This is a genomic window from Curtobacterium sp. MEB011 (assembly GCF_030209655.1).
In the GTDB taxonomy this organism is placed as follows: domain Bacteria; phylum Actinomycetota; class Actinomycetes; order Actinomycetales; family Microbacteriaceae; genus Curtobacterium; species Curtobacterium poinsettiae.
The window spans coordinates 47,429-69,544 of record NZ_JARVRN010000003.1; the positions used below are offsets into that span (position 1 = coordinate 47,429).

Below are 22,116 nucleotides of genomic sequence, written 5' to 3' on the forward strand. Positions count from 1 at the left end.
CGAGCGCTAATGTGAGCGCTCACGGAGCACCGGAAGGTCGTTCCGTGTCCGGAGCAGCAGTGCTCCGGGTCCGGAGCAGCGATGCTCCGGCGGGAGCACCGACCCTGTTCCCGAGCCCGGCCCATCCCGATGGAGTGATGCCATGCCGATCCCACCCGCAACACCTGCGTCGCGCCTCTCGCGGCGGGGCTTCCTCGCCGCCGGTGCAGCGGCCGCGACGGTCCTGCCGCTCGCCGCCTGCTCCAGTCCCCTCGCCGCCGGTCTCGCCGGCAGTGCCCTCAACCCCGAGACCCTCGTCTTCTGGAACCTGTTCGGCGGCGGTGACGGCGTCCGCATGCAGGACATGGAGGCCGGCTACGCCAAGCAGCACGGCGGATCGAGCGCGCTGCAGGCCACCACGTTCGCGTGGGGCAACCCGTACTACTCGAAGGTCACACTCGCCACCGTCGGGAATAAGCCGCCGGACGTCGCGATCTCCCACCTGACCCGGGCGAAGCCCCTGTGGGACGGTGACCTGCTCGACCCAATCACCTCCGAGGACCTCGCCGGCGTCGGTATGAGCGCCGCCGACTTCAACCAGAAGGCCTGGACGGCGCAGAAGACCGACGGCAAGAACATCTGCGTGCCGCTCGACACCCACCCCTTCGTGCTCTTCTACAACGTCGACGTGTGCCGGAAGGCCGGCCTGCTCGACAGCGACGACAACCTCAAGGACCTGACGGGGATCGACGCCTTCGAGAAGGCCCTGGCGGCAGTCTCGAAGGTCACCGGCGGCACGGCGCTCAACGTCGCGAACGTCAGTGAGGTCGCGACCCCGTGGCGCTTCTTCTGGACGATGTACAACCAGATCGAGGGGGCGACGCCGTTCATCAGCGACGGCGGCTCCAAGCTCACCGTCAACGAGGACGCCTACACGAAGGTCACCGACATGACCCAGAAGTGGGTCAAGCAGGGCTGGCTCAACAAGGGCCTCGACTACGCCACCGCGCAGACGCTCATGTTCACCGGCAAGGCCGGCTTCTTCATGCAGGGCGAGTGGGAGATCAGCACCGCCCAGTCGATCAAGGGGCTGAAGTTCGGGATGGCTCCGATCCCGCAGCTCTTCGACAAGCCGGCGACCCAGGCCGACTCGCACACGTTCATCCTGCCGAAGAAGGACCGTACGCCGGAGCAGAAGCAGGCGGCGATGCTGTTCATCAAGCAGATGCTCGAGCAGAGCCTGACCTGGGCACAGGGTGGTCACGTGCCGGCGTACCTGCCGACGTACGACAGCTCGGCCTACAAGAAGCTGACACCGCAGTCGAACTACGCCTCCGCTGCCGAGACCGCGGTGTTCGACGACGCTGCCTGGTACGGCGGCTCCGGGTCCACGTTCGAGAACACCGTGGGCGCCCAGCTGGCCCTCGTACAGCAGGGCAGCAGTTCCCCCGCCGCGGCCATGAGCGCGATCAAGTCCCAGTTGTCGACCTACCTCAACACGCCGAGCCCGCTGTGATCGGGCCTGCGACCACCACGAACGACGTGAACACCCTGCGAAAGGCACGATGACGTGACCACAGCACCTGTCCTCGACCGCCCGACGGACGCGGCGAGCGCGCCGCGACGACTCCGCCCGTACCGCTCCAGCCTGACCCGCGGCCAGGGCCGCAGCGGCTGGCTGTTCCTCGCCCCGTTCGGCCTGTTCTACATCGCCTTCCTGCTCGGTCCGACGGTCTGGATGATCGTCACGAGCTTCTTCAACACCTCGACGGTCCGCACCGGGCTCGGCAGCTTCGCCGGGTTCGCGAACTACGCGGAGATGCTCGGTCGCGACGACTTCTGGTCCTCGCTCTGGCACACGCTGCAGTTCACGCTGTACACGACCCCGCCGCTCGTGATCCTGGCGTTCGTGTTCGCCGTGCTGACGAACCGGATGAACCGCGGCCAGTGGTTCTTCCGTCTGGCGTTCTTCCTGCCGTTCATCCTGCCGTCGGCGACGATCTCGCTCATCTGGGTGTTCATCTTCACGCCGAGCACCGGTCTCTTCGCGAGCGTCCAGTCGCTGCTCGGGATGACTCCGGGCGCCGGTGTCCTGGCCAGCCCGAACACGGCGATGATCGGTGTCGCCATCGCCACCGTGTGGTGGACCCTCGGCTTCAACTTCGTGCTCTACCTGGCCGGCCTGCAGGAGATCCCGCGCGAACTGTACGAAGCCGCCGCCGTCGACGGTGCCTCGAACTGGCAGCAGATCAAGTCGATCACGCTCCCCCTGCTCGGCCGCACGACGACCCTCGTCATCCTGCTGCAGATCATCGCGAGCCTGAAGATCTTCGACCAGGTCTACCTGATGACGAACGGCGGCCCGGGCATCTCCACCCAGGTCTCGCTGCAGCTCATCACCGGCGTCGGATTCACCGACAACCGACTCGGTGCCGCGTCGGCCGCGTCGGTCCTCCTGTTCATCGTGATCGTGGCGATCGCGGTCATCCGGCAGCTCGTCGAGCGCGCTGCCGCCAAGCGAGAGATCGGTGCCTGACATGACCGCCACCGAGAGCATCACCACCGGCCGGAAGCTCCGCACCGGGGTCTCGTCCGCCGCTCCCACGAGCGCCGCCAAGATCGGTGTCAGCGGGCGCGGCTTCACGATCGCGTCGGGCATCATCCTGACGATCTTCGCGATCATCTGGCTCATCCCGAGCGTGTTCGCGCTGAAGACGTCGCTGTCCGACAACGGCGTCGCCGCGCTCGGCGCGAACTCGATCCTGTCGACCTGGAACCCGACGCTGCACTCGTACGCGTCGCTGTTCCAGGCCGGCGACATCTGGAACTGGTACCTGGCCAGCGGCATCACGAGCGTCGTGACCGCGGTGCTCACCGTGCTGTTCGCCTCGATGGCGGCGTTCGCGCTGTCGCGGCTGGTGTTCCGCGGCCGGAACATCGCGTTCCTGCTCATCATCCTGGGCATCATGATCCCGACCCAGGTGCTGATCATCCCGATCTTCCAGGAGCTCAACGCGGTCGGCCTGCTCAACACGTACTGGTCGGTGATCTTCCCGCAGGTGCCCGCCGTGATCGCGGTGTTCATCTTCAAGCAGTTCTTCGACGGCATCCCGAAGGAGCTCGAAGAAGCTGCGCGCATCGACGGCGCCGGTATCTGGAAGGTCTACTGGTCGGTCATCCTGCCGCTGTCGCGTCCGGTGATCGCAGCGGTGACGATCCTGACCTTCGTCGGGGTGTGGAACAACCTGCTGCTGCCGCTGTTCGTGCTGTCCAACCCGGACCTCATGACGATCCCGGTCGGGCTCGCCACGGTCCAGGGCAGCTTCGGGCAGCGCTACGCCGACATCCAGGCGGGTGCGCTCCTGGCGGCGTTGCCGCTGATCATCCTCTACCTGATCTTCCAGCGGCAGATCGTGGAGGGCGTGACGGGCTCGGGCCTCAAGGGCTGACGCGGCCCCACCACGGACGGGAGGCCCGGTGCCAGCTGGCACCGGGCCTCCCGTCCGTCCGTTGGTCGCGCCACGGGCGCGGCGTACCTGGCGAGGGCGGGCGTACCTAGCGGGACCGGGCACACCTGCCAGGCAGCGCGCGGGTCAGGCGGGGACGGAGACCTTCGTCTCGTGCTTCCAGAACCCGGAGAACGTGATGCGCGACTTCGGCAGTCCCGCACGGTGCAGGTGGCGGCGGCCCTCGGTGGCGAGCTTCGACTCCCCCACGACGAACGCGTAGCCCCTGTCGTCGGACGGCACGTGCCGCTGCAGCTCCGCGAGGGCGCCGCTGCCGGGGACCGCGCCCGGCTGCCGGACGATCCACGTCACCTGCACGCCGGTGGGGGCGTCGAGGTCGCGGATGTCGGCGGCGGTCGGGACCTCTTGGATGATGCGGCCGACAGTGTCGCGCGGCAACGACTCGGCGATGCCGACGATGCCGGGCAGGCCGGTCTCCTCCGCCGCGACGACGACCTCGCTGGTGCCGGCCGGGACGTCGAAGATGCAGCCCTGGTCGAGCATCGCGAGCTCTTCGCCGGGGCGGGCGGAGCAGGCCCAGATCGCGGCACGGCCCTCGAGCTGACCGCGGTGGTCCAGGTGCACGACGAAGTCGATGTCGAGCTCGGCGGTGCCGTCGGCGAGCAGCCGGTAGGCGGCGACGGTGTAGTTCGCGCAGTGCGGGCGGATGTCCTCGGGGATGCCGAGGAACGTCGGCCACCACTTCTTGCCGTCCAGGTCGGGCATCCGGAAGGCGTCCTGGTCGGGGCGCCGGACGAACAGGCGGAACCAGTGGTCGAAACCGAGGTAGCCGAACTCGTGCAGGTCGTCGCCGGTGACGGTGACACGCTGCATCGAGGGGGTCACCCGCTGGGTCCGGAGGACACGGGCGCGGAAGAGCCGGGGGTTCGTCGGCAGGAGCCGCGGGGTCTTCGCCATGAGGCAAGGCTAACCTAAGATGACTTCCGTGCCAGCCCCCAATCCCGTTCTGGCTTCCGGTCCGGAGGCCCCCGAACCCGTCGTGTCCAGCGCCCGGGACGGCGACGCGTCCCGCGCCCTCGGTGTGCACCGGACCGCGATGCGGCGACGGACCGCGGTCATCATCGGCCTCGTCGTCGCCCTGGTCCTCGTCGCCGTGGCGAGCATGCTGCTCGGCAGCAACCGCATCGGCGTCGCCGAGGTGTGGGCGGGGCTCACGCGCACCGGATCGAGCACCGACGAGGCGATCGTGTGGGGCTCCCGGATCCCGCGCACGCTCATCGGCGCAGCGGTCGGCGCGGCCCTCGGCATCGCCGGACTGCTCATGCAGGGACACACCCGCAACCCACTCGCCGACCCCGGTCTGTTCGGCGTCTCGTCGGGCGCCGGGCTCGCGGTGGTGCTCGGCGTCTACGTGTTCGGGGTGACCAGCACGAGCGCGACCGTCTGGTTCGCACTGGTCGGGGCCCTGGTCGCCAGCGTCGTCGTCTTCTCGGTGACGATCGCCGGCAGCGGCACGGCCAGCCCGGTGCCGCTCGCCCTCGCCGGCGCCGCGGTCTCGGCGCTGCTCGCCGCCCTGACCTCGTTCGTCGTGCTGACCGACCAGGCGTCGCTCGACGCGTACCGGCTCTGGGTCGTCGGGTCGCTCGCCGCACGCCAGCTCGACATCCTCGGGGCGGTGTGGCCGTTCCTGGCCGCCGGACTCGTGCTCGCGGTGCTGAACGTCCGCGCCCTCGACGCCCTCGGGCTCGGGTCGGAGCTGGCGAAGGGCCTGGGCGAGAACGTGCTCGTCGCCCGGCTGGTCGGCCTGGGCGGGATCACGCTGCTCGCCGCCGGGGCGACCGCGGCGGCCGGCCCGATCGGCTTCGTCGGCCTGACGGTCCCGCACGTCGCCCGCGCGCTCGTCGGCACCGGACACCGCTGGACGCTGCCGGTGTCCGGTCTGGTCGGCGCCGCCCTCGTGCTGGTCGCCGACGTCATCGGTCGCCTGATCGGCGGGTTCTCCGAGGTCGAGGTCGGCATCGTGCTCGCCGTCATCGGGGGCCCGGTGTTCGTCGCCGTGGCCCGCCGCCGATCGCTGGTGTCACTGTGAGCGGGGCAGCGGTGCGCAGCAGCGGGAGGACGCCCGGCAGCACAACCGGCATGCCCGGCAGTACACCCGGTGCGCCGGGCACGAACGGCCCCGCGGCCCGCACCCCCGGCCGTGCCGGCATCCGCATCGGCCCCGTCGGCCTCGCCTGGCGCCCCCGGGTGTTCTGGTACACCGTCGCGTCGCTCGCCACCGTCCTGGTGCTCATCGTCCTCGGCACCGCGGTCGGCTCGACGTGGATCGCGCCCGGGGTCGTCATCCGGTCCCTGCTCGGGTTGGAGTCCGGTCCCGACGCCTTCATCATCACCACCCTGCGCCTGCCCCGCGTGCTGACCGGCGCACTCGTCGGCCTGACACTCGGGGTCGCCGGGGCACTGACCCAGACCTTCACGCGGAACCCCCTCGGCACCCCGGACATCATCGGCGTCACCGCGGGCGCGAGCGTCGGTGCGGTCGCCGCGATCGTCCTGGGAGGCGGGACGTACTCGGTGTCGTCCCTGGTGCTCGGTGGCGGGATCCCGGTGGCCGCCACGATCGGCGCCCTGGTCGCAGCGGTCCTGGTCTACGGCCTGGGTTGGCGCGGTGGCGTGCAGAGCTACCGGCTCGTGCTGGTCGGCATCGGCGTGAGCGCGACCCTCGACGCCGTGACCAGCTACCTGCTCGTCCGGGCGAAGATCACGGTCGCGACCGCGGCCTCGCAGTGGCTGGTCGGCAGCCTGTCGAGCACCTCGTGGGAGAGCGTCTGGCCGCTGCTCCTGGTGGCCGTGGTCGCGGTGCCGATCGCACTCGCGACGAGTGCGGCACTCGGCATCGGGCAGCTCGGCGACGAGGTCGCGACCGGCGTCGGACTCGGCGTCCAGCGACACCGGCTGCTCGTCATCGCACTCGCGGTCGTGCTGACCGCCGCCGCCGTGGCCGCCGCGGGACCGGTGGGCTTCGTCGCGTTCGTCGTGCCGCAGGTCGGGCTCCGGCTCGCCGGCACGAACCGGCCGCCGCTGCTGCTCGCCGGTGCTCTGGGAGCCGTGCTCGTGCTCGCCGCCGACCTGCTGTCCCGTTCCGCGTTCCCGTGGCAGGTGCCGGTCGGCATCATCACCACCGTGATCGGGGCGCCGTACCTGATCTGGCTCCTCGTCCGTCACCGCAAGGAGATGTCCCGATGACAACAGCGCACGACCGCGACCACCAGCACGAGCACGAGCACGACAGCGTGCTCGAAGCCCAGGGCCTGTCCGTCGGCTACGACCGCCAGCCGGTCCTGCGCGACCTGGACCTGCGCATCGAGCGCGGCACCGTCACGACGTTCCTCGGCGCGAACGGCTGCGGCAAGTCGACCCTGCTCAAGGCGTTCGGCCGCGTGCTCAAGCCGCAGGCCGGCGAGGTCCTGCTCGACGGCGCCCCGATCCGCAAGGAGCCGAACCGCCAGGTCGCCCGCAAGCTCGCGATCCTGCCGCAGTCCCCCGTCGCCCCGGCCGGCACCAGCGTGCTCGACCTGGTGATGCGCGGCCGGAACCCGCACCAGTCGTGGGCGAAGCCGTGGACCGCCGAGGACGCCGCCGTCGCCGAGGACGCGATCGCCGCCACCGGACTGACCGAGGTCGCGCACCGCGACGTCACGAGCCTGTCCGGCGGACAGCGCCAGCGCGCCTGGATCGCCATGGTCGTCGCGCAGCAGGCCGAGACGCTCCTGCTCGACGAGCCGACGACCTACCTCGACCTCGCGCACCAGCTCGAGGTCCTGCGGCTCGTCCGACGGCTGAACCGCGAGCAGGGGTCGACGATCGTGATGGTGCTGCACGACCTGTCGCTGGCGGCGCGGTACTCGGACCGGCTCGTGGTGCTGCACGACGGCGGGGTCGTGGCCGACGGCACACCGCACGAGGTCCTCACCCCGGCACTGCTCGAGCACGCGTTCGGCCTGCACGCCCGGGTGTTCCCCGACCCCGTGACCGGTGCGCCGATGATCGTGCCCGAAGCGGACGAGCACGACCCGGTCCCGCACGCCCCGGCCGAGCACACCGTCACACGCACGAAAACCGAACACGCGCTGGCGAGTGCCGCAAAGTTAGGTTAGCCTCTCCTAATGTGAAGACCTCCCGACGTGGCCACCTGCGCGCCGCCCTCCTGACCTCCGTGACCGTCTCGGCACTCCTCCTGACCGGCTGCTCGAGCACCGGCAACTCGAACGACTCCGACTCCGACGGCGGCACCGCCGCGTCGAAGGCGTGGTCGTACCAGGACGCCACCGGCGCGACCGTCAAGGTCGACCACACGCCGAAGCGCGTCGTCGTGCTGAACGACATCGCCCTGTCGTTCATCGAGTACGGCCTGAAGCCCGTCGGCACCTTCGGGCAGCTGACGATGGCGAAGGACGCCCGGTTCAAGGGCCTCGACACCGACGGCATCACCCAGCTCGGCACCGCCTACGGCGACATCGACCTGGAGCAGCTCGCCGCGCTGAAGCCCGACCTCGTCGTGACCTCGGTCTACCCGACCGACGCGAAGGGCACGCTCGACACCACGCAGCCCGGCTACGGCTTCAAGGACAAGGCGCAGGAGAAGCAGATCAAGGCGATCGCGCCGGTCGCCGAGGTGAAGTGGGGCGGCAAGGGCGAGGACGTCATCGAGGAGATCGCGAAGCTCTCCGAGTCGCTCGGCGCGAAGGAGTCGACGGTCGACGCCGCCGAGAAGCGCTTCGACACCGCCGCCGACGAGCTCGAGAAGGTCTCGAAGGACACGGACCTGTCGGTCGTCTCGATGTACGCCGACGGTGACGGCGCGTACGTCACCCGCCCGACCGACGAGCCGTCGCTGCAGATGTACGCGTCGTACGGGGTCGACTTCGTCAACCCGAAGCCGAAGGGCTTCTACTGGGGCATCTACTCGTGGGAGAACGCCGGTCAGATCACCGGTGACGTGCTGCTGCTGTCGCAGCAGGGCTACCACGTCGTCGACCTCGAGAAGCAGCCGACCTTCGCCGACAACGCCGCGCTCAAGGCCGGCCAGGTCCACAGCTGGACATTCCCGGCCCTCGACTACACGTCGCAGGCCGACTACATGACCAAGCTCGCGGGCTGGCTCGAGGACAGCAAGAAGCTGTCGTAGGACGCAACCGAGAACCGGCCTGGAGGCGCGGTGCCAGCTGGCACCGCGCCTCCAGGCCGTTCGTGGCTGCGTTCCGGGCCGTCAGCCGACCGGCAGCGCCGCGTTCACCGCCGTCTGCGCGTCGCGCCAGACGGCCGCACGCGACCCGGCGTAGGTGCCGCCCTGGCCGTTGGAGAACGTCCGCAGGTTGTGCTTCGCGCCGTCCGTGTTGCCCTGCCAGTAGGCGGTGACGGCACGCGAGGTCCCGCCCACCAACCACACCTGGTCGGCCGCGTCCGTGGTACCGGTCTTGCCGAACAGTGTCGCGCCGTCGGGGGTCTGCCCACCGCTCGCCGTCCCGCCGCGGAAGGCGCCCTGCATGACGTCGAACGCGGTGGCCGCGGTCTGCCGGGACACCGCCTGCGTGCACGAGCGGGGCTGTCCGCCGAGCTCCTCGCCGTCGGGCGCGACGACCTGGTCGATCACCACGGGTGCGCAGAACCGCCCGCCGTTCGCGATGCCGGCGTAGGCCGAGGCCATCGTGAGCGGGGCGATGCTCTCGGTGCCGAGCAACGACCCCGGGTTCCACGGCAGTTCGCCGCCGCTCGCCAGGTGCACGCCCAGCCGCTCGGCCACGTCGCGGATGTCGCACAGGTCGAGCTGCTCGGCCATCGACTGGTACGCGGCGTTGACGGACTGCGCCGTCGCCGACCGGACCGAGTACGGACCACGCTGCCCGGCTGAGTCGTTCTTCGGCTGCCAGAACGCCGAGGCGGGTTCCCCGCACGCGGTCCACTCGCTGTGCGGGTGCGGCGTGCCGTCCACGACGGTGTCCGGGCTGCGGCCGGCCTCGATCCACGCGAGCAGGGTGAACATCTTGTAGGTCGACCCGGTCTGGAAGCCGGTGGAGCTGCCGTCCGCCTCGTCGGTGGCGTAGTTCAGCGAGGTCGCGGTGCGGGGCGCGTCGGACGAGCGGTCGTGGTCGGTGTTCTGTGCCATCGTCAGCACGCGGCCCGTCCCTGCCTCGACCGTGTTGAACGTGGCCCCGAGTGCCAGCCGGGTCTCGGTCTTCGGGTCGTACCGTTCGAGCAGCCGCTTCTGCGCCGCGTTCAGGTCGAGGTCGAGCGTGGTCTGGATCCGGTACCCGCCGGTGCGCCAGGCGTCCGCCCGCTGCTGCTTCGTCGCGCCGAGCTGCGGGAGCCGCTGGGCGATGGTCTCCGCGTGGTCGCAGAAGAACGCGGCGCCCACCTCGACCGCCTCGCACCCCTGGTGCGGTGCCGTCAGGTGCACGGAGTCGGCGACACGGGACAGCCGAGCCGTGCGGTACTCCTCGGCCGACAGGTGCCCCTGCTCGTGCATCGACCGCAGGATCACGTTCCGCCGGGCGGCGTTGTCGCGGTGGTGGTCCGGCGTCGACAGGTCCCGTCGTTCCGGCCACTGCACGATCGCGATGAGCGACGCCGCCTCGGCCGGGGTCAGGTCGCTCGCCGACTTGCCGTAGTAGTGCTGCGCCGCCGACTGCACGCCGTAGGTCTGGTCGCCGAAGTAGGCGATGTTCAGGTACGCCGCCAGGATCTGCCGCTTCGTGTACTGCTTCGCCAGGCTGATCGCGAGCTTCATCTCGGCGAGCTTGCGCTGCGGCGTCCGCCGGGTCGCCTCCTCGTACCCGGCCTCGCGCTCCTCGGCCGTGGGCAGTTCGCTGGCCTGCTGGATCTTGATGTTCCGCACGAGCTGCATCGTCAGGGTCGAACCACCCGACCCGCCCTCGGTCCCGGACGTGGCGACGCTCACGAGCGACCGGACGACGGACGTCGCGTCGACACCGCCGGTCTCGTAGAACCGCTTGTCCTCGCCGTCCACCGCGGCGTGCTCCAGGTGGTCGCTGATCTGCTCGAGCGTGAGCTCCTGGCGGTCCTGGTCCCACACGTTCGCCAGGTGCACCGGCTCGCCGCCGCGGTACGCCCAGATCTGGTTGCGCTGCGGGAGCTGCCCGATCTCGATGTCCTCCGGCAACGACTCGAACACCCCGATCGCCGAGGTCGTGCCGACGCCGGCGACCGCGATCACCGGCGTCACCCCGACGCTCACCAGCAACCCGGCGAGCACACTGCCACCCACGAAGCCGAGCGCGGCTCCCCCTGCACGTCGCATCGTCATGTCGTTCCCCCTCGTCCGCGCCACCGTCGGCGCGGTCCCGAGAGGCTCGCAGTCCTGCTCGGGTGGCCGCCGGGACTTCCCCGCGGAACACCGTCGTGTCCGCTGGGAAAGTGCCGGGGTCGGTCGCCGCTCGGCGCTCGCCGCCCGTGCGGAGCATGATCGGCGCATGGAGTACTCGACGGCGATGCTCACCGAGGAGACGTGGCCCGACTTCGCCGCGCTCGTCACCCGCAGCAATGGCGTGTGGGGCGGGTGCTGGTGCATCGGCTTCCACCCGGACGGCCCGCGCGGCAAACCGGACCCCACGGTGTCCCACCAGGAGGCGAAGCACCGGCACGTGCGCAACGGCACGAACCACCAGGTGCTCGTCTACGCCGACGGCTCGGCGGTCGGCTGGTGCCAGTTCGGACGCCCGGCCGAGCTGCCGACGATCCTGAACCCCGGCGCCTACGCACGCGACGCCTCGACCCCGCCGGACTGGCGGATCGGCTGCGTGTTCGTGGAGTCCCGGCACCGCGGCCACGGTGTCGCACGTGCCGCGGTCACCACGGCCCTGGACGAGATCCGCCGGGCGGGCGGCGGGACGGTCGAGGCCTACCCGGAGCAGACGGTCGAGCGGAAACCGCAGCGCGGGGCGTACCTGCACACCGGACCGGAAGAACTGTTCACGCAGTTCGGGTTCGTGCGCGACCGCCGCATCGCGAAGTGGCGGTGGGTGATGCGCGCCACCGTGTGACCGATCGTCCCTGCTCGCTCCGCACCACCGGCCGCGCACGCGTACCCTGGGTGCCGTGACACGCACCGCTCCGGTACGACCGCACCGCCTCGCCCTGATCGGCGCCGCCGTGGCCCTGGTGATCGGGGTCGGACTGCTCGTCTCCCCCTGGGACGGGCCGGTCATCGTGCTCGCCTGGGCGCTCATCGTCGCCGCGGTCGTCCTCGGCGCCATCACGCTGTTCTTCGTCCGGGCGCCAAGCAGCTAGTCCCCGCCGCCGGGGCACTTGTCCCCTTTTCTCCCGACTGTCCGAGCGCGGCAACGGGTCTACGGTCTGTCCCGTGCGGCAACGACGCCGCACGATGACGAATCGAGCATCATGCAACGACGGATGAAGCGGATCCTCGCGCTCGCCCTGAGCGTCGGAGTCGTGGGGGCACTGGCTCCGGCGATCTCGGCCCGGGCAGTCGCCACGAGCGACACCCCGGACTTCGGCAGCAACGTGAAGGTCTACGACCCCACGGTGCCGGCGTCGACCATCCAGGCCGACGTCGACGCGGCGTTCACCAGCCAGCTCCGGAGCACGACGGCGCAGTTCGGCACGCAGCGGCACGTCTTCCTGTTCAAGCCCGGCAGCTACGGCCGCATCTGGGCGAACCTCGGCTTCTACACGTCGGTCGCCGGGCTCGGCAAGAACCCCGACGACGTCACGATCAACGGCGCGGTGAACGTCGACTCCGGGTGGAACGCCGGCGACGAGAAGAACGCGACACAGAACTTCTGGCGGTCGGTCGAGAACGTGGCGATCGCGCCCGAGAGCGGAACCGACCGGTGGGCGGTGTCCCAGGCCGCCCCGATGCGCCGGGTCCACGTGAAGGGCAACCTGACGATGGGTCCGTCGAACCAGGATGGTGGACAGGGGTACTCGTCCGGCGGCTACATCGCCGACACGAAGGTGGACGGCACGGTGACCTCGGGGTCCCAGCAGCAGTGGTACACGCGGAACTCGACGATCGGGGCGTGGCAGGGCGGCAACTGGAACATGACCTTCTCAGGGGTCCAAGGCGCCCCGGCGAACGACTTCTCGAAGAGCTACACGACGCTCGCCACCACGCCGACCACACGGGAGAAGCCGTACCTGTACGTGGACTCGTCGAACAAGTACCACGTGTTCGTCCCCTCGCTCAAGCAGAACGCGAGCGGTGTCACGTGGCCGAACACCGCCGGCACCGACCTCCCGATGCGGAACTTCTACGTCGCGCACCCGGGCGACTCGGCCGCCACGATCAACGCCGCACTCGCACAGGGACTGAACCTGTTCTTCACGCCGGGCACGTACGAGCTCGACTCGCCGATCGCCGTCACCAGGGCGGACACCGTCGTGACGGGAATCGGCTTCCCCACCCTCGTTCCCACCAGGGGCAACGCCGTTCTGACGTCGACGGACGTCGCCGGGGTGAACGTGTCGAACCTCGTCGTGGACGCCGGTGCGCAGAACAGTGCACAGCTCGTCCGCCTCGGCAGCGCTGGGTCGCACGTCGACCACGCGGGAGATCCGCAGAGCATCCAGGACGTCTTCTTCCGCGTCGGTTCGAGCGTGCAGGGCAAGGCGACGACCACCCTGCAGGTGAACGCCGACGACACACTGGTCGACCACATCTGGGCCTGGCGAGCCGACCACGGCGGCGCACCGACGGGCTGGAACGTCAACACCGGCGCGACCGGGGTCGAGGTGAACGGCAACGACGTGCTCGCCACCGGGCTCTTCGTCGAGCACTACCAGAAGTACGAAGTGCTCTGGAACGGTGAGAACGGCAGGACGATCTTCTTCCAGAACGAGATGCCGTACGACGTGCCGGACAACGCCTCCTGGCAGAGCCCGACCGGCTCGGGCTACGCGGCCTACAAGGTGGCGTCCTCGGTCACGAAGCACGAGATCTGGGGCGGCGGCGTCTACGCCTTCTTCAACACGAACCCGTCCGTGCACGCCGACCGGGCGTTCGAGGTCCCGCAGACCGCTGGCGTCCGCGCCCACGGGCTCGTCACCGTCTCGCTCGGCGACACGGGCACCATCTCGAGCATCATCAACGGCGTCGGCGGCGCGGTTCCCACACCGGCCGGCAACACCGCACCGAACCGACTCGCGTCGTACAACTGATCGGGGTCTGAGGGAGCGGGTGGTCCTGGCCGGGTGACGGCCGCACGCCCCCGCACCAGCACCGCCCGCACCGGCGCCGGATACGCTCGGCGCATGACGGACCAGGGGTGGCACGAGGACGTGCTCGGAGCACCGTACGAGCGGCTCGAACTGCCGCTCGGCACCGACTCCGAGGGCCCCGTCGTCGCCACCCTGGTCCGCCGACGGCACACCCCGACGGACCTGCTGCTGCACGGTCGCGGGCCCCTGCACGGGGTCGATGTGCTCTACGTGCACGGCTGGTCGGACTACTTCTTCCAGGTCGAGCTCGCCAAACGCCTGGAGCGGCTCGGCGCCCGGTTCCACGCGCTGGACCTGCGGAAGTACGGTCGGAGTCTGCGTCCGCACCAGACCCCGGGCATGGTCGACGACCTGGCCGTGTACGACGAGGACATCGCCGCAGCGCTCGACGCGATCTCGGCCGAGCACCCCGGCTCGGACCGCCGCAAGCTCGTGCCGATGGGCCACTCCACGGGCGGCCTGACCCTGTCGCTCTGGGCGGCCCGGCACCCGGAGCTCGTGCACGGTCTCGTGCTGAACAGCCCGTGGCTCGAGTTCCAGGCCACCGCGGTGGGGCGGGCCATCGTCGCACCGGTCATCAGGCTCGGCGCGCGCCGGAACCCGCTCGCGCCGATGCCCGCCGTCGACCCCGGCTTCTACACGCGCACCGTCTCGGCCGAGGGTGAGGGATCGTGGACCTACGAGCAGCAGTGGCGGCCGGAGCGCGGCTTCCCCCTGCACCCCGGGTGGCTCGCCGCGGTCTTCGACGGTCAGGCAGAGGTCGAGAAGGGGCTCGGCATCACGGTCCCGACCCTGGTGATGCTGAGCGACAAGAGCATGCTCCAGCCGCGGTGGGACCCGGGGATGGCGCGGGCCGACGTCGCCCTGAACGTCGACACGGTGGCGCACCGTGCGCTCTCCCTCGGTGACGAGGTCACGGTCCGCCGACTCGCGGGGGCCCTGCACGACGTCGTCCTGTCCGCGCCGGACGTCCGGGAACGGGCGTACGACACCATCGGGCGCTGGGCGAGCACACTCCGGTAGTCCCGCGACGCTCCGCGAGGCGTGCGGCTCAGCCGGTCAGCCCGGCCACCGCGGCCCGGGTCGCCGCGGCGACCAGTGCATCCGACGGTTCCGCGGCGGCATCGGCCCGGCTCGTCATCACCACCAGCACGATCGGTGCTCGTCCCGGCGGCGTCACGACCGCGATGTCGTTCCGGACCCCGTAGGACGCCGTGCCGGTCTTGTCGGCGACCCGCCACGACGGGTCCACCCCGGCACGGATCGTCGCGTCCCCGGTCGTGTTGCCGAGCATCGCGTCGCGGAGCACCCGCCGGTCGGCAGCGTCGAGGACGTCCCCGAGCAGCACCGCCCGCAGGTCGGCCGCGAACCGCTCCGGCGTCGTCGTGTCACGCCGGTCGCCCGGCGTCGCCTGGTTCAGGTCGGGTTCGACCCGGTCGACGCTCGTCGTCCGGTCCCCGATGCCGCGCAGCCACCGCTCGACGGCGTCCGGGCCGCCGAGCCGCTCCACGAGCAGGTTGGCCGCGGTGTTGTCGCTGGACCGGAGCGCCGCGTCGATGAGCTCCCGGACCGTCATCCCGGTGTCGACGTGCTCGCTCGTCACGGGCGCGTACTCGAGCAGGTCACCGCGGTCGTAGTGCACGACCGTCGCCAGGTCGGCGTCGGACGAGCCGTCGAGGACCGCCGCCGCGATGAACACCTTCACCGTCGACGCGAACGCGAACCGCTCCCCTGCACGGTGCACGAGGGTCCGGCCGCTGCCGGTGTCGACCGCGGCGACGCCGAGCCGAGCGTCGTACCGCCGCTCGAGCGACGCGAAGGCCCGCGCGGTTGCGGGGTCGGTCGCCGGGTCGGTCGCCGGCGCCGCTGCACCCGGAGCAGACGCAGCGGCAGAAGCAGGAGCCGACGCACCGCCCGGCTCGCCGGAACACCCCACCAGTCCGACCAGCACCAGGGCCGTCAGGGCTGTGGTCGTCGTCCCCGTCCCACCTCGCACGCCCCGAGCCTGCCCGACGACCGTGCAACTACCCTGAGCGGCATGCCAGCTCCTGCCGTCCGACTCACGCGCCTGGACCCCACCGGCACCGACCGCCAGGAGCTGCTCGCGTTCCTGACGTCCGAGGAGTTCCCGTTCCACGTCCGACGGCGCATCAGCGCGGCCGACGCGGCGAGCGCCGTCGACTCCGGCGCCTACCGCGACGACGAGCACGACACGTCCTGGCTCGACCACGACGAGCTCGGACGCATCGGGCTGGTCCGCCTCGAGGACCTCGCCGACCCCGTCCCCCTGTTCGACCTGCGCCTGGCAGGTCGGTTCCGGGGCCGCGGCCTCGGGGTGCCCGCCCTGCGTGCGGTGACCGACCACGTGTTCACGACGATGCCGGCGATCACGCGCTTCGAGGGCCAGACCCGCGAGGACAACACCGCCATGCGCCGGGTCTTCGTCCGTGCCGGCTGGGTGCAGGAGGCCCACTACCGCGAGGCGTGGCCCGTCGACGGCGGCCCAGCCGTCGGGTCGGTCGGTTACGGCGTGCTGCGTCGCGACTGGGAGACGGGCGAGACCACTCCGGTGCCGTGGGACGACGTCGCGCGGTGAGCGTCTGACGGCAGCCGCCAGCAGGCGGACGGGAGGCCCGTGGCGGCGCCGCCACGGGCCTCCCGTCCGTTCGTCGGTCGCGTCTCAGGACCGCGACAGGCGCGTGACGGTGGCGTGCGCGCCGTCCGCGATGAGCCCGTCCAGGGCGTCGCGGTAGGCGGCGACGAACCGTTCGTCGTCGACCAGGTCGCCGAAGACCTGGCGGTTCGCGATGAAGGCGAGGCGGTCCTCGCGCTGGGTCAGGGCGATGCGGTGCAGGGGCTCGGCGAGCCGGTCGACGATCTCGATGGGCTCGCCGGACTCGTCGGTGCCCTCGTCGTAGCGGGCCCACGACGCGACGATGCCGGCGGACAGCGTGACGGGCCGACCGGCGGCCAGGTTCTCGCGCACGACGGGGAGCAGCCACTTCGGGATCCGGTCGCTCGACTCGGCGCAGAGCCGGGCGAGGGTGTCGCGCACCTCGGGGTTCTGGAAGCGCTCGATCAGGGTCGACTCGTACTCATCGAGGTCGATGCCGGGCACCGGGTGCAGCGTCGGTGCGCCCTCTTCGTCCATGTAGCGGCGCAGGAAGGTCGCGATCGCCGGGTCCTGTGTGGCCTCGTGCGCGTAGCGGTAGCCGGACAGGTACCCGAAGTAGCAGAGCCCCTGGTGGCTGGCGTTGAGGAGCCGGAGCTTCATGAGTTCGTACGGCTCGACGTCCTCGACGATCTGCACGTCGGCGTCCTGGTAGGGCGGCCGGCCCGCGGGGTGGTCGTCCTCGAGCACCCACTGGAAGAACGGTTCGGCGACGACGGGCCAGGCGTCGTCGATGCCGAGCTCGTCGCGGACCCAGGCGCGGTCCTCGTCGGCCGTGACCGGGGTGATGCGGTCGACCATCGAGTTCGGGAACGCCACGTGCTCGTCCATCCAGTCGGCGAAGGCCGGGTCCTGCAGCCGGGCGTAGGCGGTGAACATCGACCGGGCGACGTGCCCGTTGCCCTGGATGTTGTCGCAGGACATCACCGTGAAGGGTTCCAGCCCGCGGTCCTTACGCCGCTGCAACGCCGCCACGACCAGTCCGAAGACGGTGCTGGGCGGGCCGTCGCCGCGCAGGTCGGCGGCGACACCCGGCTCGTCCGCGACGAACTCGCCCGTGACGTGGTCGAAGTTGTAGCCGCCCTCGGTGATGGTCAGGCTGACGATCTTCGTGTCCGGGTGCGCCATCTTCTCGACGACGGCGTCGGGGTCGTCGACGGCGAGCAGGTACTCGACGATGCTGCCGACGACGCGGGACTCGCGGGTGCCGTCCGGGTGCTTGAGGACGAGCGTGTACAGGCCGCCCTGCTCGGCCATGGCGGTCGCCATCCGGCGGTCCTGCTCGAGCACGCCGACGCCGCAGATGCCGTACTCGCGGGCCTCGCCCTGCTGCAGGAGCCGGTCGATCACCATCGCCTGGTGCGCGCGGTGGAACCCGCCGACGCCGAAGTGGACGATGCCGGCGGTGATCCCGGCGCGGTCGTAGGTGGGGACGGCGACACCGCTCGCGGCGATCTCGTCGAGGGTCTCCGGGGACAGGCGGACGGGCATCGGGTACTCCTTCGTACGACGGTGGTTCGTCGGTCCAGTCTGGCACCGGACGCCTCCGCCTGAACACCGGTGCAGCACAGACGTTCCGCGCCGGGGGACGAACCTGGGGAAGCACCGAGCCTCATTGCACCGAGTGCATCGATGCACCTAGTGTTCCCTCTCGTGACCATCGTGACCGACCGCCGTGCCGCCCTCAAGGCGAAGCACCGCGCGGCGATCCTGCAGGCCGCCCGCGACCTGATCGACGAGCGCGGCGGACGCGACTTCAGCGTGGACGACCTCGCCGCCCGGGCCGACATCGCCCGGCGCACCGTGTTCAACCACTTCGCCTCGCTCGACGAGGTCCTGTTGGCCGTCTGCGAGCAGGAGCTCTCCGTCATCATCGACCGGTTCCTCGCCGACATGGCCCGGACGCCGGTGGGCGACGGCAGCCGGGCGTCGATGTTCGACGAGCTCGAGTCCGCGGCCCGCGGCGCCGACCTGGCCCCGGCGATCGCCGGCATGTACCGGATCCTCGGCGACCCCGGCAAGGACGACCCGAAGGCCGCGGTCCTGACCCAGACGGCGTTCTCACGCGTGACCGAACGGCTCCGGCACGAGGTCGCCCGTCGCTACCCGGCCGCCGACCCCCTCGATGCAGCGCTGCTCGTCGAAGGCCTCATGAGCGGCATCGTCGTCATCGCGGAGCACTGGCTGGCGACGTCCGGCCCCGACCTCGACCAGCCCGCCCTCGACGCGTGGGACGACCTGCTCGCCCGACTCGTGCACAGCGTCCGCAGCGGCTACATGGCCGACGACTGACACCACCCCACCTCCTCGTCCCCCAGGGGTCCACCGGCGCACCCCGCACCACCAGCACCTGACAACGAAAGGACCGCAGGCACTCCGCATGGCCGGTCTCCTCTACCGTCTCGGACGGTTCTCCGCACGACGCCACTGGCTCGTGATCATCACCTGGGTCGTGATCATGGCCGTCGCGGGCGTCACGTACACGCTCTTCGCCGGGACGATCTCGTCGTCGATCACCATCCCGAACACCAAGACCAGTCAGGTGCAGGACCAGCTCGCCGACAAGTTCCCGTCGGCGAACGGCGGCAACGGCACGATCGTCTTCGAGACGAAGGACGGCAAGGCGTTCTCGTCCTCGCAGCAGTCCGAGATCGACGACTTCCTGACCAGCCTCGAGAAGCTCGACGGCGTCAAGGACACGACGAGCGGCTTCGCGACGCAGGACCGGCTCGACGACCAGCGGCAGAAGATCGTCGACGGTCGCGACCAGATCGAGTCCGGCCGCGCGAAGATCGAGACCGGCCAGGACCAGCTCGACGCGCAGAAGGCGCAGCTGGAGTCCGGCAAGCAGAAGATCGCGGACGCGCAGGCACAGCTCGACGCGCAGAAGGCCCAGGCGCAGGCAGCCGGCGGCGCAGCCGTCCCCGCCGCGCAGGCGCAGGCCGCAGCGGCCCAGCTCCAGCAGGCCCAGGCGCAGATCGACGCCCAGCAGGCCCAGATCGACGCCGGCGAGCAGCAGATCGCCGACGCCCAGAAGAAGATCGACACGAACAAGCAGAAGCTCGACGACAACGAGCAGGAGCTCGAACAGGGCTCGGACCTGCTCGACCTGTCGAAGGACATCCGCTTCGTGTCGGACAACGGCAGCGCCGCGATCGGCACCGTCCAGTTCACGACGTCGACCTACGAGGTCCCCGCCGACACCAAGACCGCCATCGCGGACGACGCCGAGTCGGCCGACATCCGGGGCGTCAACGTGTACGTCTCGAACGACATCGCGCAGGGTGTGCCGTCGATCCTCGGACCGGGTGAGATCGGTGGTGTCATCATCGCCGCGATCGTGCTGCTCCTGATGCTCCGCACGGTCATCGGCGCCGCGGTCCCGCTCGTCAGTGCCGTCCTGGGCGTGGGCGTCGCCTCGCTCACCGCCCTGTCGTTCTCGAGCGTGGTCGAGTTCATCTCGGTCACGCCGGTGCTGGGGGTGATGCTGGGCCTGGCGGTCGGCATCGACTACTCGCTGTTCATCCTGAACCGGCACCGGACCCAGCTGAAGCAGGGCATGCAGGTGCACGAGTCGATCGGGCTCGCGAACGGCACCTCGGGCAACGCCGTGGTGTTCGCCGGTGCGACCGTCATCGTCGCGCTGCTCGCCCTGAACATCACCGGCATCCCGTTCCTCGGCCTGATGGGCACGGTCGGTGCGGTCGCGGTGCTCTTCGCGATCCTCATCGCGACGTCCTTCACGCCGGCCCTGCTGTCGCTGATCGGCATGCGGATCCTGCGGAAGAAGGAGCGCGCGAAGATCGGCAACACCGACTCCACGCGGATCCCGAACAAGCCCATGTCGAGCTGGCGCGCGGTCATCACGCTCGTCCTCGGCGTCGCGGTGCTCGGCACCATCGCGTTGCCGGCGACCCAGATGCGCCTCGGCCTGCCGAGCGGATCGTCCGAGGCCGTCGATTCCAGCCAGTACAAGGCCTACAAGACGCTCGAGAAGGAGTTCGGCGCCGGCCAGAACGGCCCGCTGCTCGTCGTGGCGACCCTGCCGGAGTCGATCAGCAAGAGCGACGTCACCGCGACCGAGGTCACCATCGGCCAGGCGATCGCGAAGAACGACGACGTCGAGGCCGTGCTGCCCATCGGTGCGTCGAAGGACCGTGACATCGTCGCGTTCCAGGTGAAGCCCTCGGGCGGCCCGGACAGCGTCTCGACCGAGAACGTCGTGAAGGACCTGCGCGAGCAGACCGTCTCCACCGACGACGGCAAGGTCACGCTCGGCGTCGCGGGCAACGCGTCGGCGAACATCGACGTGTCCGAGAAGCTGTCGAACGTGCTGCCGCTCTACCTCGTGGTGGTCGTCGGACTGTCGCTGATCATCCTGATCATCGTGTTCCGGTCGTTCCTCGTGCCGATCACCGCCACCGCCGGGTTCATCCTGTCCGTGCTGGCGTCGTTCGGTGGTCTGACCGCGATCTACCAGTTCGGCTGGCTCGGCTCGGTCTTCGGTGTGCACGACCCGGCACCGATCCTGAGCTTCCTGCCCATCATCGAGATCGGCATCCTGTTCGGTCTGGCGATGGACTACCAGCTGTTCCTGGTGTCCGGCATGCGTGAGGCCTACGCCCACGGCGCGAGCGCGAAGGTGGCCGTCCAGCGCGGTCTGCACGCGGGTCGCGCGGTGGTCACGGCAGCGGCGATCATCATGATCTCGGTGTTCGCGGGCTTCATCTTCTCGGACTCGTCCACCATCAAGCCGATCGGCTTCGGGCTGGCGTTCGGTGTGCTGATCGACGCCTTCGTCGTCCGCATGCTGCTCATCCCGTCGGCGATGCACCTGCTCGGCAAGAGCGCCTGGTGGTTCCCGAAGTGGCTCGACCGCATCGTGCCGGACGTCGACGTGGAGGGCGCGAAGCTCGAGCGCTCCCACCCGGTCGCCGGGCACGAGGGCACGCACACCGGCACCCACGCACTCCCCGTGGAGCCGGACGCGACGACGCACGACTCGGGGCACCCGCCCGCGCACCGCGCGTAGTCGACGCACCAGCGCAACCACCCTGGAGGCCCGGTGCCGGTCCACGAGACCGGCACCGGGCCTCCAGGCCGTTGCGCCCACCGCCCCGACGCATGCGTCCGCACCTGATGCGTCCGCAACGCGACAGAACACGCGTCGATCGACTGGTGTCCTGTCGATACCTGTCCCTGCATGAACGCGCCACCACCGCGCCTCAGACCACTTCGTGCACGAACGAAGTACCCTGGGCGCATGACCCAGACCGCACCGGACCCGCTCGCGCTCGACCGGCAGCTCTGCTTCGCGTTGGCGGCGACGAGCCGCAGCGTCATCGGGCTGTACCGCGACCTGCTCGAACCGATGGGCCTGACCCACCCGCAGTACCTCGTGATGCTCGCCCTGTGGGAGCGGGACCCGCGGTCGGTGCGCGAGATCGCCGGCGAGCTGCGACTCGACTCCGCGACGCTGAGCCCACTGCTCAAGCGGCTGGAGGCCTCCGGCTACGTCCGCCGCACGCGCAGTGCCGCCGACGAACGCCAGCTCGAGGTCTCGCTGACCACCGCCGGACACGCCCTGCGCGACCGCGCCCAGGCGGTGCCGCTGGCCATCGCCGACCGGCTCGGGTGGCCACTCGCTCGCCTGGAGTCCCTGAAGGACGAACTGACCGAGCTGCTGGAACGCGTCGACCAGGTGTGATCCGCGACCATCAGTGCCATAATAGTTCGTGCACG

Annotated in this window: 19 protein-coding genes; 15 read left to right on the top strand and 4 right to left on the bottom strand. The window is 70.4% G+C overall.

Going from position 1 to position 22,116, the window contains the following annotated elements:
* Positions 1-142: 142 nt before the first annotated feature.
* The 3 genes from QRN30_RS04260 to QRN30_RS04270 are packed head-to-tail and all read left to right on the top strand — an operon-like array spanning position 143 to position 3,428.
* Positions 143-1,495, top strand: a complete 1,353-nt coding sequence (locus QRN30_RS04260) for an extracellular solute-binding protein (RefSeq protein ID WP_194590711.1) — start codon at positions 143-145, stop codon at positions 1,493-1,495.
* A 54-nt stretch (positions 1,496-1,549) separates the two neighbouring features.
* A complete protein-coding gene (locus QRN30_RS04265) occupies positions 1,550-2,515 on the top strand; it encodes a carbohydrate ABC transporter permease (RefSeq protein ID WP_017888374.1) in 966 nt (321 codons plus the stop codon).
* A gap of 1 nt (position 2,516) precedes the next feature.
* A complete protein-coding gene (locus QRN30_RS04270; protein WP_017888373.1) occupies positions 2,517-3,428 on the top strand; it encodes a carbohydrate ABC transporter permease in 912 nt (303 codons plus the stop codon).
* Between the two features lie 144 nt (positions 3,429-3,572).
* On the opposite strand, the gene QRN30_RS04275 is transcribed toward QRN30_RS04270, so the two are convergent.
* On the bottom strand, positions 3,573-4,403 hold the full coding sequence (locus QRN30_RS04275; RefSeq protein WP_042540362.1) for a siderophore-interacting protein: 831 nt from the start codon (positions 4,401-4,403) through the stop codon (positions 3,573-3,575).
* Positions 4,404-4,431: 28 nt separating this feature from the next.
* Here QRN30_RS04275 and QRN30_RS04280 point away from each other — a divergent pair, with 28 nt between their 5' ends.
* Genes QRN30_RS04280 through QRN30_RS04295 form a run of 4 tightly spaced genes read left to right on the top strand, consistent with a single transcriptional unit; the run spans position 4,432 to position 8,634 of the window.
* Positions 4,432-5,535, top strand: coding sequence for a FecCD family ABC transporter permease (locus QRN30_RS04280; RefSeq protein WP_231564117.1), 1,104 nt, complete (start codon positions 4,432-4,434; stop codon positions 5,533-5,535).
* A gap of 50 nt (positions 5,536-5,585) precedes the next feature.
* Entirely contained in the window at positions 5,586-6,692 is a 1,107-nt protein-coding gene (locus QRN30_RS04285) for a FecCD family ABC transporter permease (protein WP_042540364.1), read from the top strand.
* Positions 6,689-7,603: an ABC transporter ATP-binding protein gene (locus QRN30_RS04290; RefSeq protein ID WP_259552895.1), complete on the top strand. Its 915-nt coding sequence runs from the start codon at positions 6,689-6,691 to the stop codon at positions 7,601-7,603. Before QRN30_RS04285 ends, QRN30_RS04290 begins: the two co-directional genes overlap by 4 nt.
* 11 nt (positions 7,604-7,614) lie before the next feature.
* Positions 7,615-8,634, top strand: a complete 1,020-nt coding sequence (locus tag QRN30_RS04295) for an ABC transporter substrate-binding protein (protein ID WP_284760534.1) — start codon at positions 7,615-7,617, stop codon at positions 8,632-8,634.
* An 81-nt stretch (positions 8,635-8,715) separates the two neighbouring features.
* On the opposite strand, the gene QRN30_RS04300 is transcribed toward QRN30_RS04295, so the two are convergent.
* Complete coding sequence (locus tag QRN30_RS04300; protein ID WP_052481901.1) at positions 8,716-10,770, bottom strand: transglycosylase domain-containing protein; 2,055 nt, start codon at positions 10,768-10,770, stop codon at positions 8,716-8,718.
* Positions 10,771-10,936: 166 nt separating this feature from the next.
* Here QRN30_RS04300 and QRN30_RS04305 point away from each other — a divergent pair, with 166 nt between their 5' ends.
* The 4 genes from QRN30_RS04305 (at position 10,937) to QRN30_RS04320 (ending at position 14,726) form a co-directional block, all read left to right on the top strand.
* Positions 10,937-11,506 (top strand): GNAT family N-acetyltransferase, encoded by a 570-nt coding sequence (locus QRN30_RS04305; protein WP_042540370.1) that lies wholly within the window; start codon positions 10,937-10,939, stop codon positions 11,504-11,506.
* Between the two features lie 55 nt (positions 11,507-11,561).
* Entirely contained in the window at positions 11,562-11,753 is a 192-nt protein-coding gene (locus tag QRN30_RS04310; RefSeq protein WP_284760535.1) for a hypothetical protein, read from the top strand.
* Positions 11,754-11,876: 123 nt separating this feature from the next.
* Positions 11,877-13,643: a pectate lyase-like domain-containing protein gene (locus tag QRN30_RS04315; RefSeq protein ID WP_284760536.1), complete on the top strand. Its 1,767-nt coding sequence runs from the start codon at positions 11,877-11,879 to the stop codon at positions 13,641-13,643.
* 93 nt (positions 13,644-13,736) lie between these two features.
* Positions 13,737-14,726 (top strand): alpha/beta hydrolase, encoded by a 990-nt coding sequence (locus tag QRN30_RS04320; protein ID WP_284760537.1) that lies wholly within the window; start codon positions 13,737-13,739, stop codon positions 14,724-14,726.
* 28 nt (positions 14,727-14,754) lie between these two features.
* Here the strand turns inward: QRN30_RS04320 and bla are convergent, their stop codons facing one another.
* Positions 14,755-15,699 carry a class A beta-lactamase gene (bla, locus tag QRN30_RS04325; protein WP_284760538.1) on the bottom strand — a complete coding sequence of 315 codons (945 nt, stop codon included), beginning with the start codon at positions 15,697-15,699 and terminating at the stop codon, positions 14,755-14,757.
* Positions 15,700-15,741: 42 nt separating this feature from the next.
* Between bla and QRN30_RS04330 the strand changes: the two genes are divergently transcribed.
* Positions 15,742-16,299, top strand: coding sequence for a GNAT family N-acetyltransferase (locus QRN30_RS04330; RefSeq protein WP_194590718.1), 558 nt, complete (start codon positions 15,742-15,744; stop codon positions 16,297-16,299).
* Positions 16,300-16,383: 84 nt separating this feature from the next.
* On the opposite strand, the gene QRN30_RS04335 is transcribed toward QRN30_RS04330, so the two are convergent.
* Positions 16,384-17,865: a mannitol dehydrogenase family protein gene (locus tag QRN30_RS04335; protein ID WP_284760539.1), complete on the bottom strand. Its 1,482-nt coding sequence runs from the start codon at positions 17,863-17,865 to the stop codon at positions 16,384-16,386.
* Between the two features lie 162 nt (positions 17,866-18,027).
* Between QRN30_RS04335 and QRN30_RS04340 the strand changes: the two genes are divergently transcribed.
* The 3 genes from QRN30_RS04340 to QRN30_RS04350 all read left to right on the top strand — a co-directional run bounded on the left by QRN30_RS04340 (position 18,028) and on the right by QRN30_RS04350 (position 22,081).
* Positions 18,028-18,666: a TetR/AcrR family transcriptional regulator gene (locus QRN30_RS04340; RefSeq protein WP_017888359.1), complete on the top strand. Its 639-nt coding sequence runs from the start codon at positions 18,028-18,030 to the stop codon at positions 18,664-18,666.
* A gap of 88 nt (positions 18,667-18,754) precedes the next feature.
* On the top strand, positions 18,755-21,406 hold the full coding sequence (locus QRN30_RS04345; RefSeq protein WP_284760540.1) for an MMPL family transporter: 2,652 nt from the start codon (positions 18,755-18,757) through the stop codon (positions 21,404-21,406).
* Positions 21,407-21,637: 231 nt separating this feature from the next.
* A complete protein-coding gene (locus QRN30_RS04350; protein ID WP_284760541.1) occupies positions 21,638-22,081 on the top strand; it encodes a MarR family winged helix-turn-helix transcriptional regulator in 444 nt (147 codons plus the stop codon).
* The last annotated feature ends 35 nt before the right edge of the window (positions 22,082-22,116 follow it).

Bases quoted from the DNA above. Each gene is read 5' to 3' on its own strand.
- QRN30_RS04270 (WP_017888373.1), top strand. From the start codon at position 2,517: ATGACCGCCACCGAGAGCATCACCACCGGCCGGAAGCTCCGCACCGGG.
- QRN30_RS04275 (WP_042540362.1), bottom strand. From the start codon at position 4,403: ATGGCGAAGACCCCGCGGCTCCTGCCGACGAACCCCCGGCTCTTCCGC.
- QRN30_RS04345 (WP_284760540.1), top strand. From the start codon at position 18,755: ATGGCCGGTCTCCTCTACCGTCTCGGACGGTTCTCCGCACGACGCCAC.
- QRN30_RS04320 (WP_284760537.1), top strand. From the start codon at position 13,737: ATGACGGACCAGGGGTGGCACGAGGACGTGCTCGGAGCACCGTACGAG.
- QRN30_RS04335 (WP_284760539.1), bottom strand. From the start codon at position 17,865: ATGCCCGTCCGCCTGTCCCCGGAGACCCTCGACGAGATCGCCGCGAGC.
- QRN30_RS04290 (WP_259552895.1), top strand. From the start codon at position 6,689: ATGACAACAGCGCACGACCGCGACCACCAGCACGAGCACGAGCACGAC.
- QRN30_RS04305 (WP_042540370.1), top strand. From the start codon at position 10,937: ATGGAGTACTCGACGGCGATGCTCACCGAGGAGACGTGGCCCGACTTC.
- QRN30_RS04330 (WP_194590718.1), top strand. From the start codon at position 15,742: ATGCCAGCTCCTGCCGTCCGACTCACGCGCCTGGACCCCACCGGCACC.
- QRN30_RS04260 (WP_194590711.1), top strand. From the start codon at position 143: ATGCCGATCCCACCCGCAACACCTGCGTCGCGCCTCTCGCGGCGGGGC.
- QRN30_RS04285 (WP_042540364.1), top strand. From the start codon at position 5,586: ATGCCCGGCAGTACACCCGGTGCGCCGGGCACGAACGGCCCCGCGGCC.
- QRN30_RS04350 (WP_284760541.1), top strand. From the start codon at position 21,638: ATGACCCAGACCGCACCGGACCCGCTCGCGCTCGACCGGCAGCTCTGC.
- QRN30_RS04300 (WP_052481901.1), bottom strand. From the start codon at position 10,770: ATGACGATGCGACGTGCAGGGGGAGCCGCGCTCGGCTTCGTGGGTGGC.
- QRN30_RS04315 (WP_284760536.1), top strand. From the start codon at position 11,877: ATGAAGCGGATCCTCGCGCTCGCCCTGAGCGTCGGAGTCGTGGGGGCA.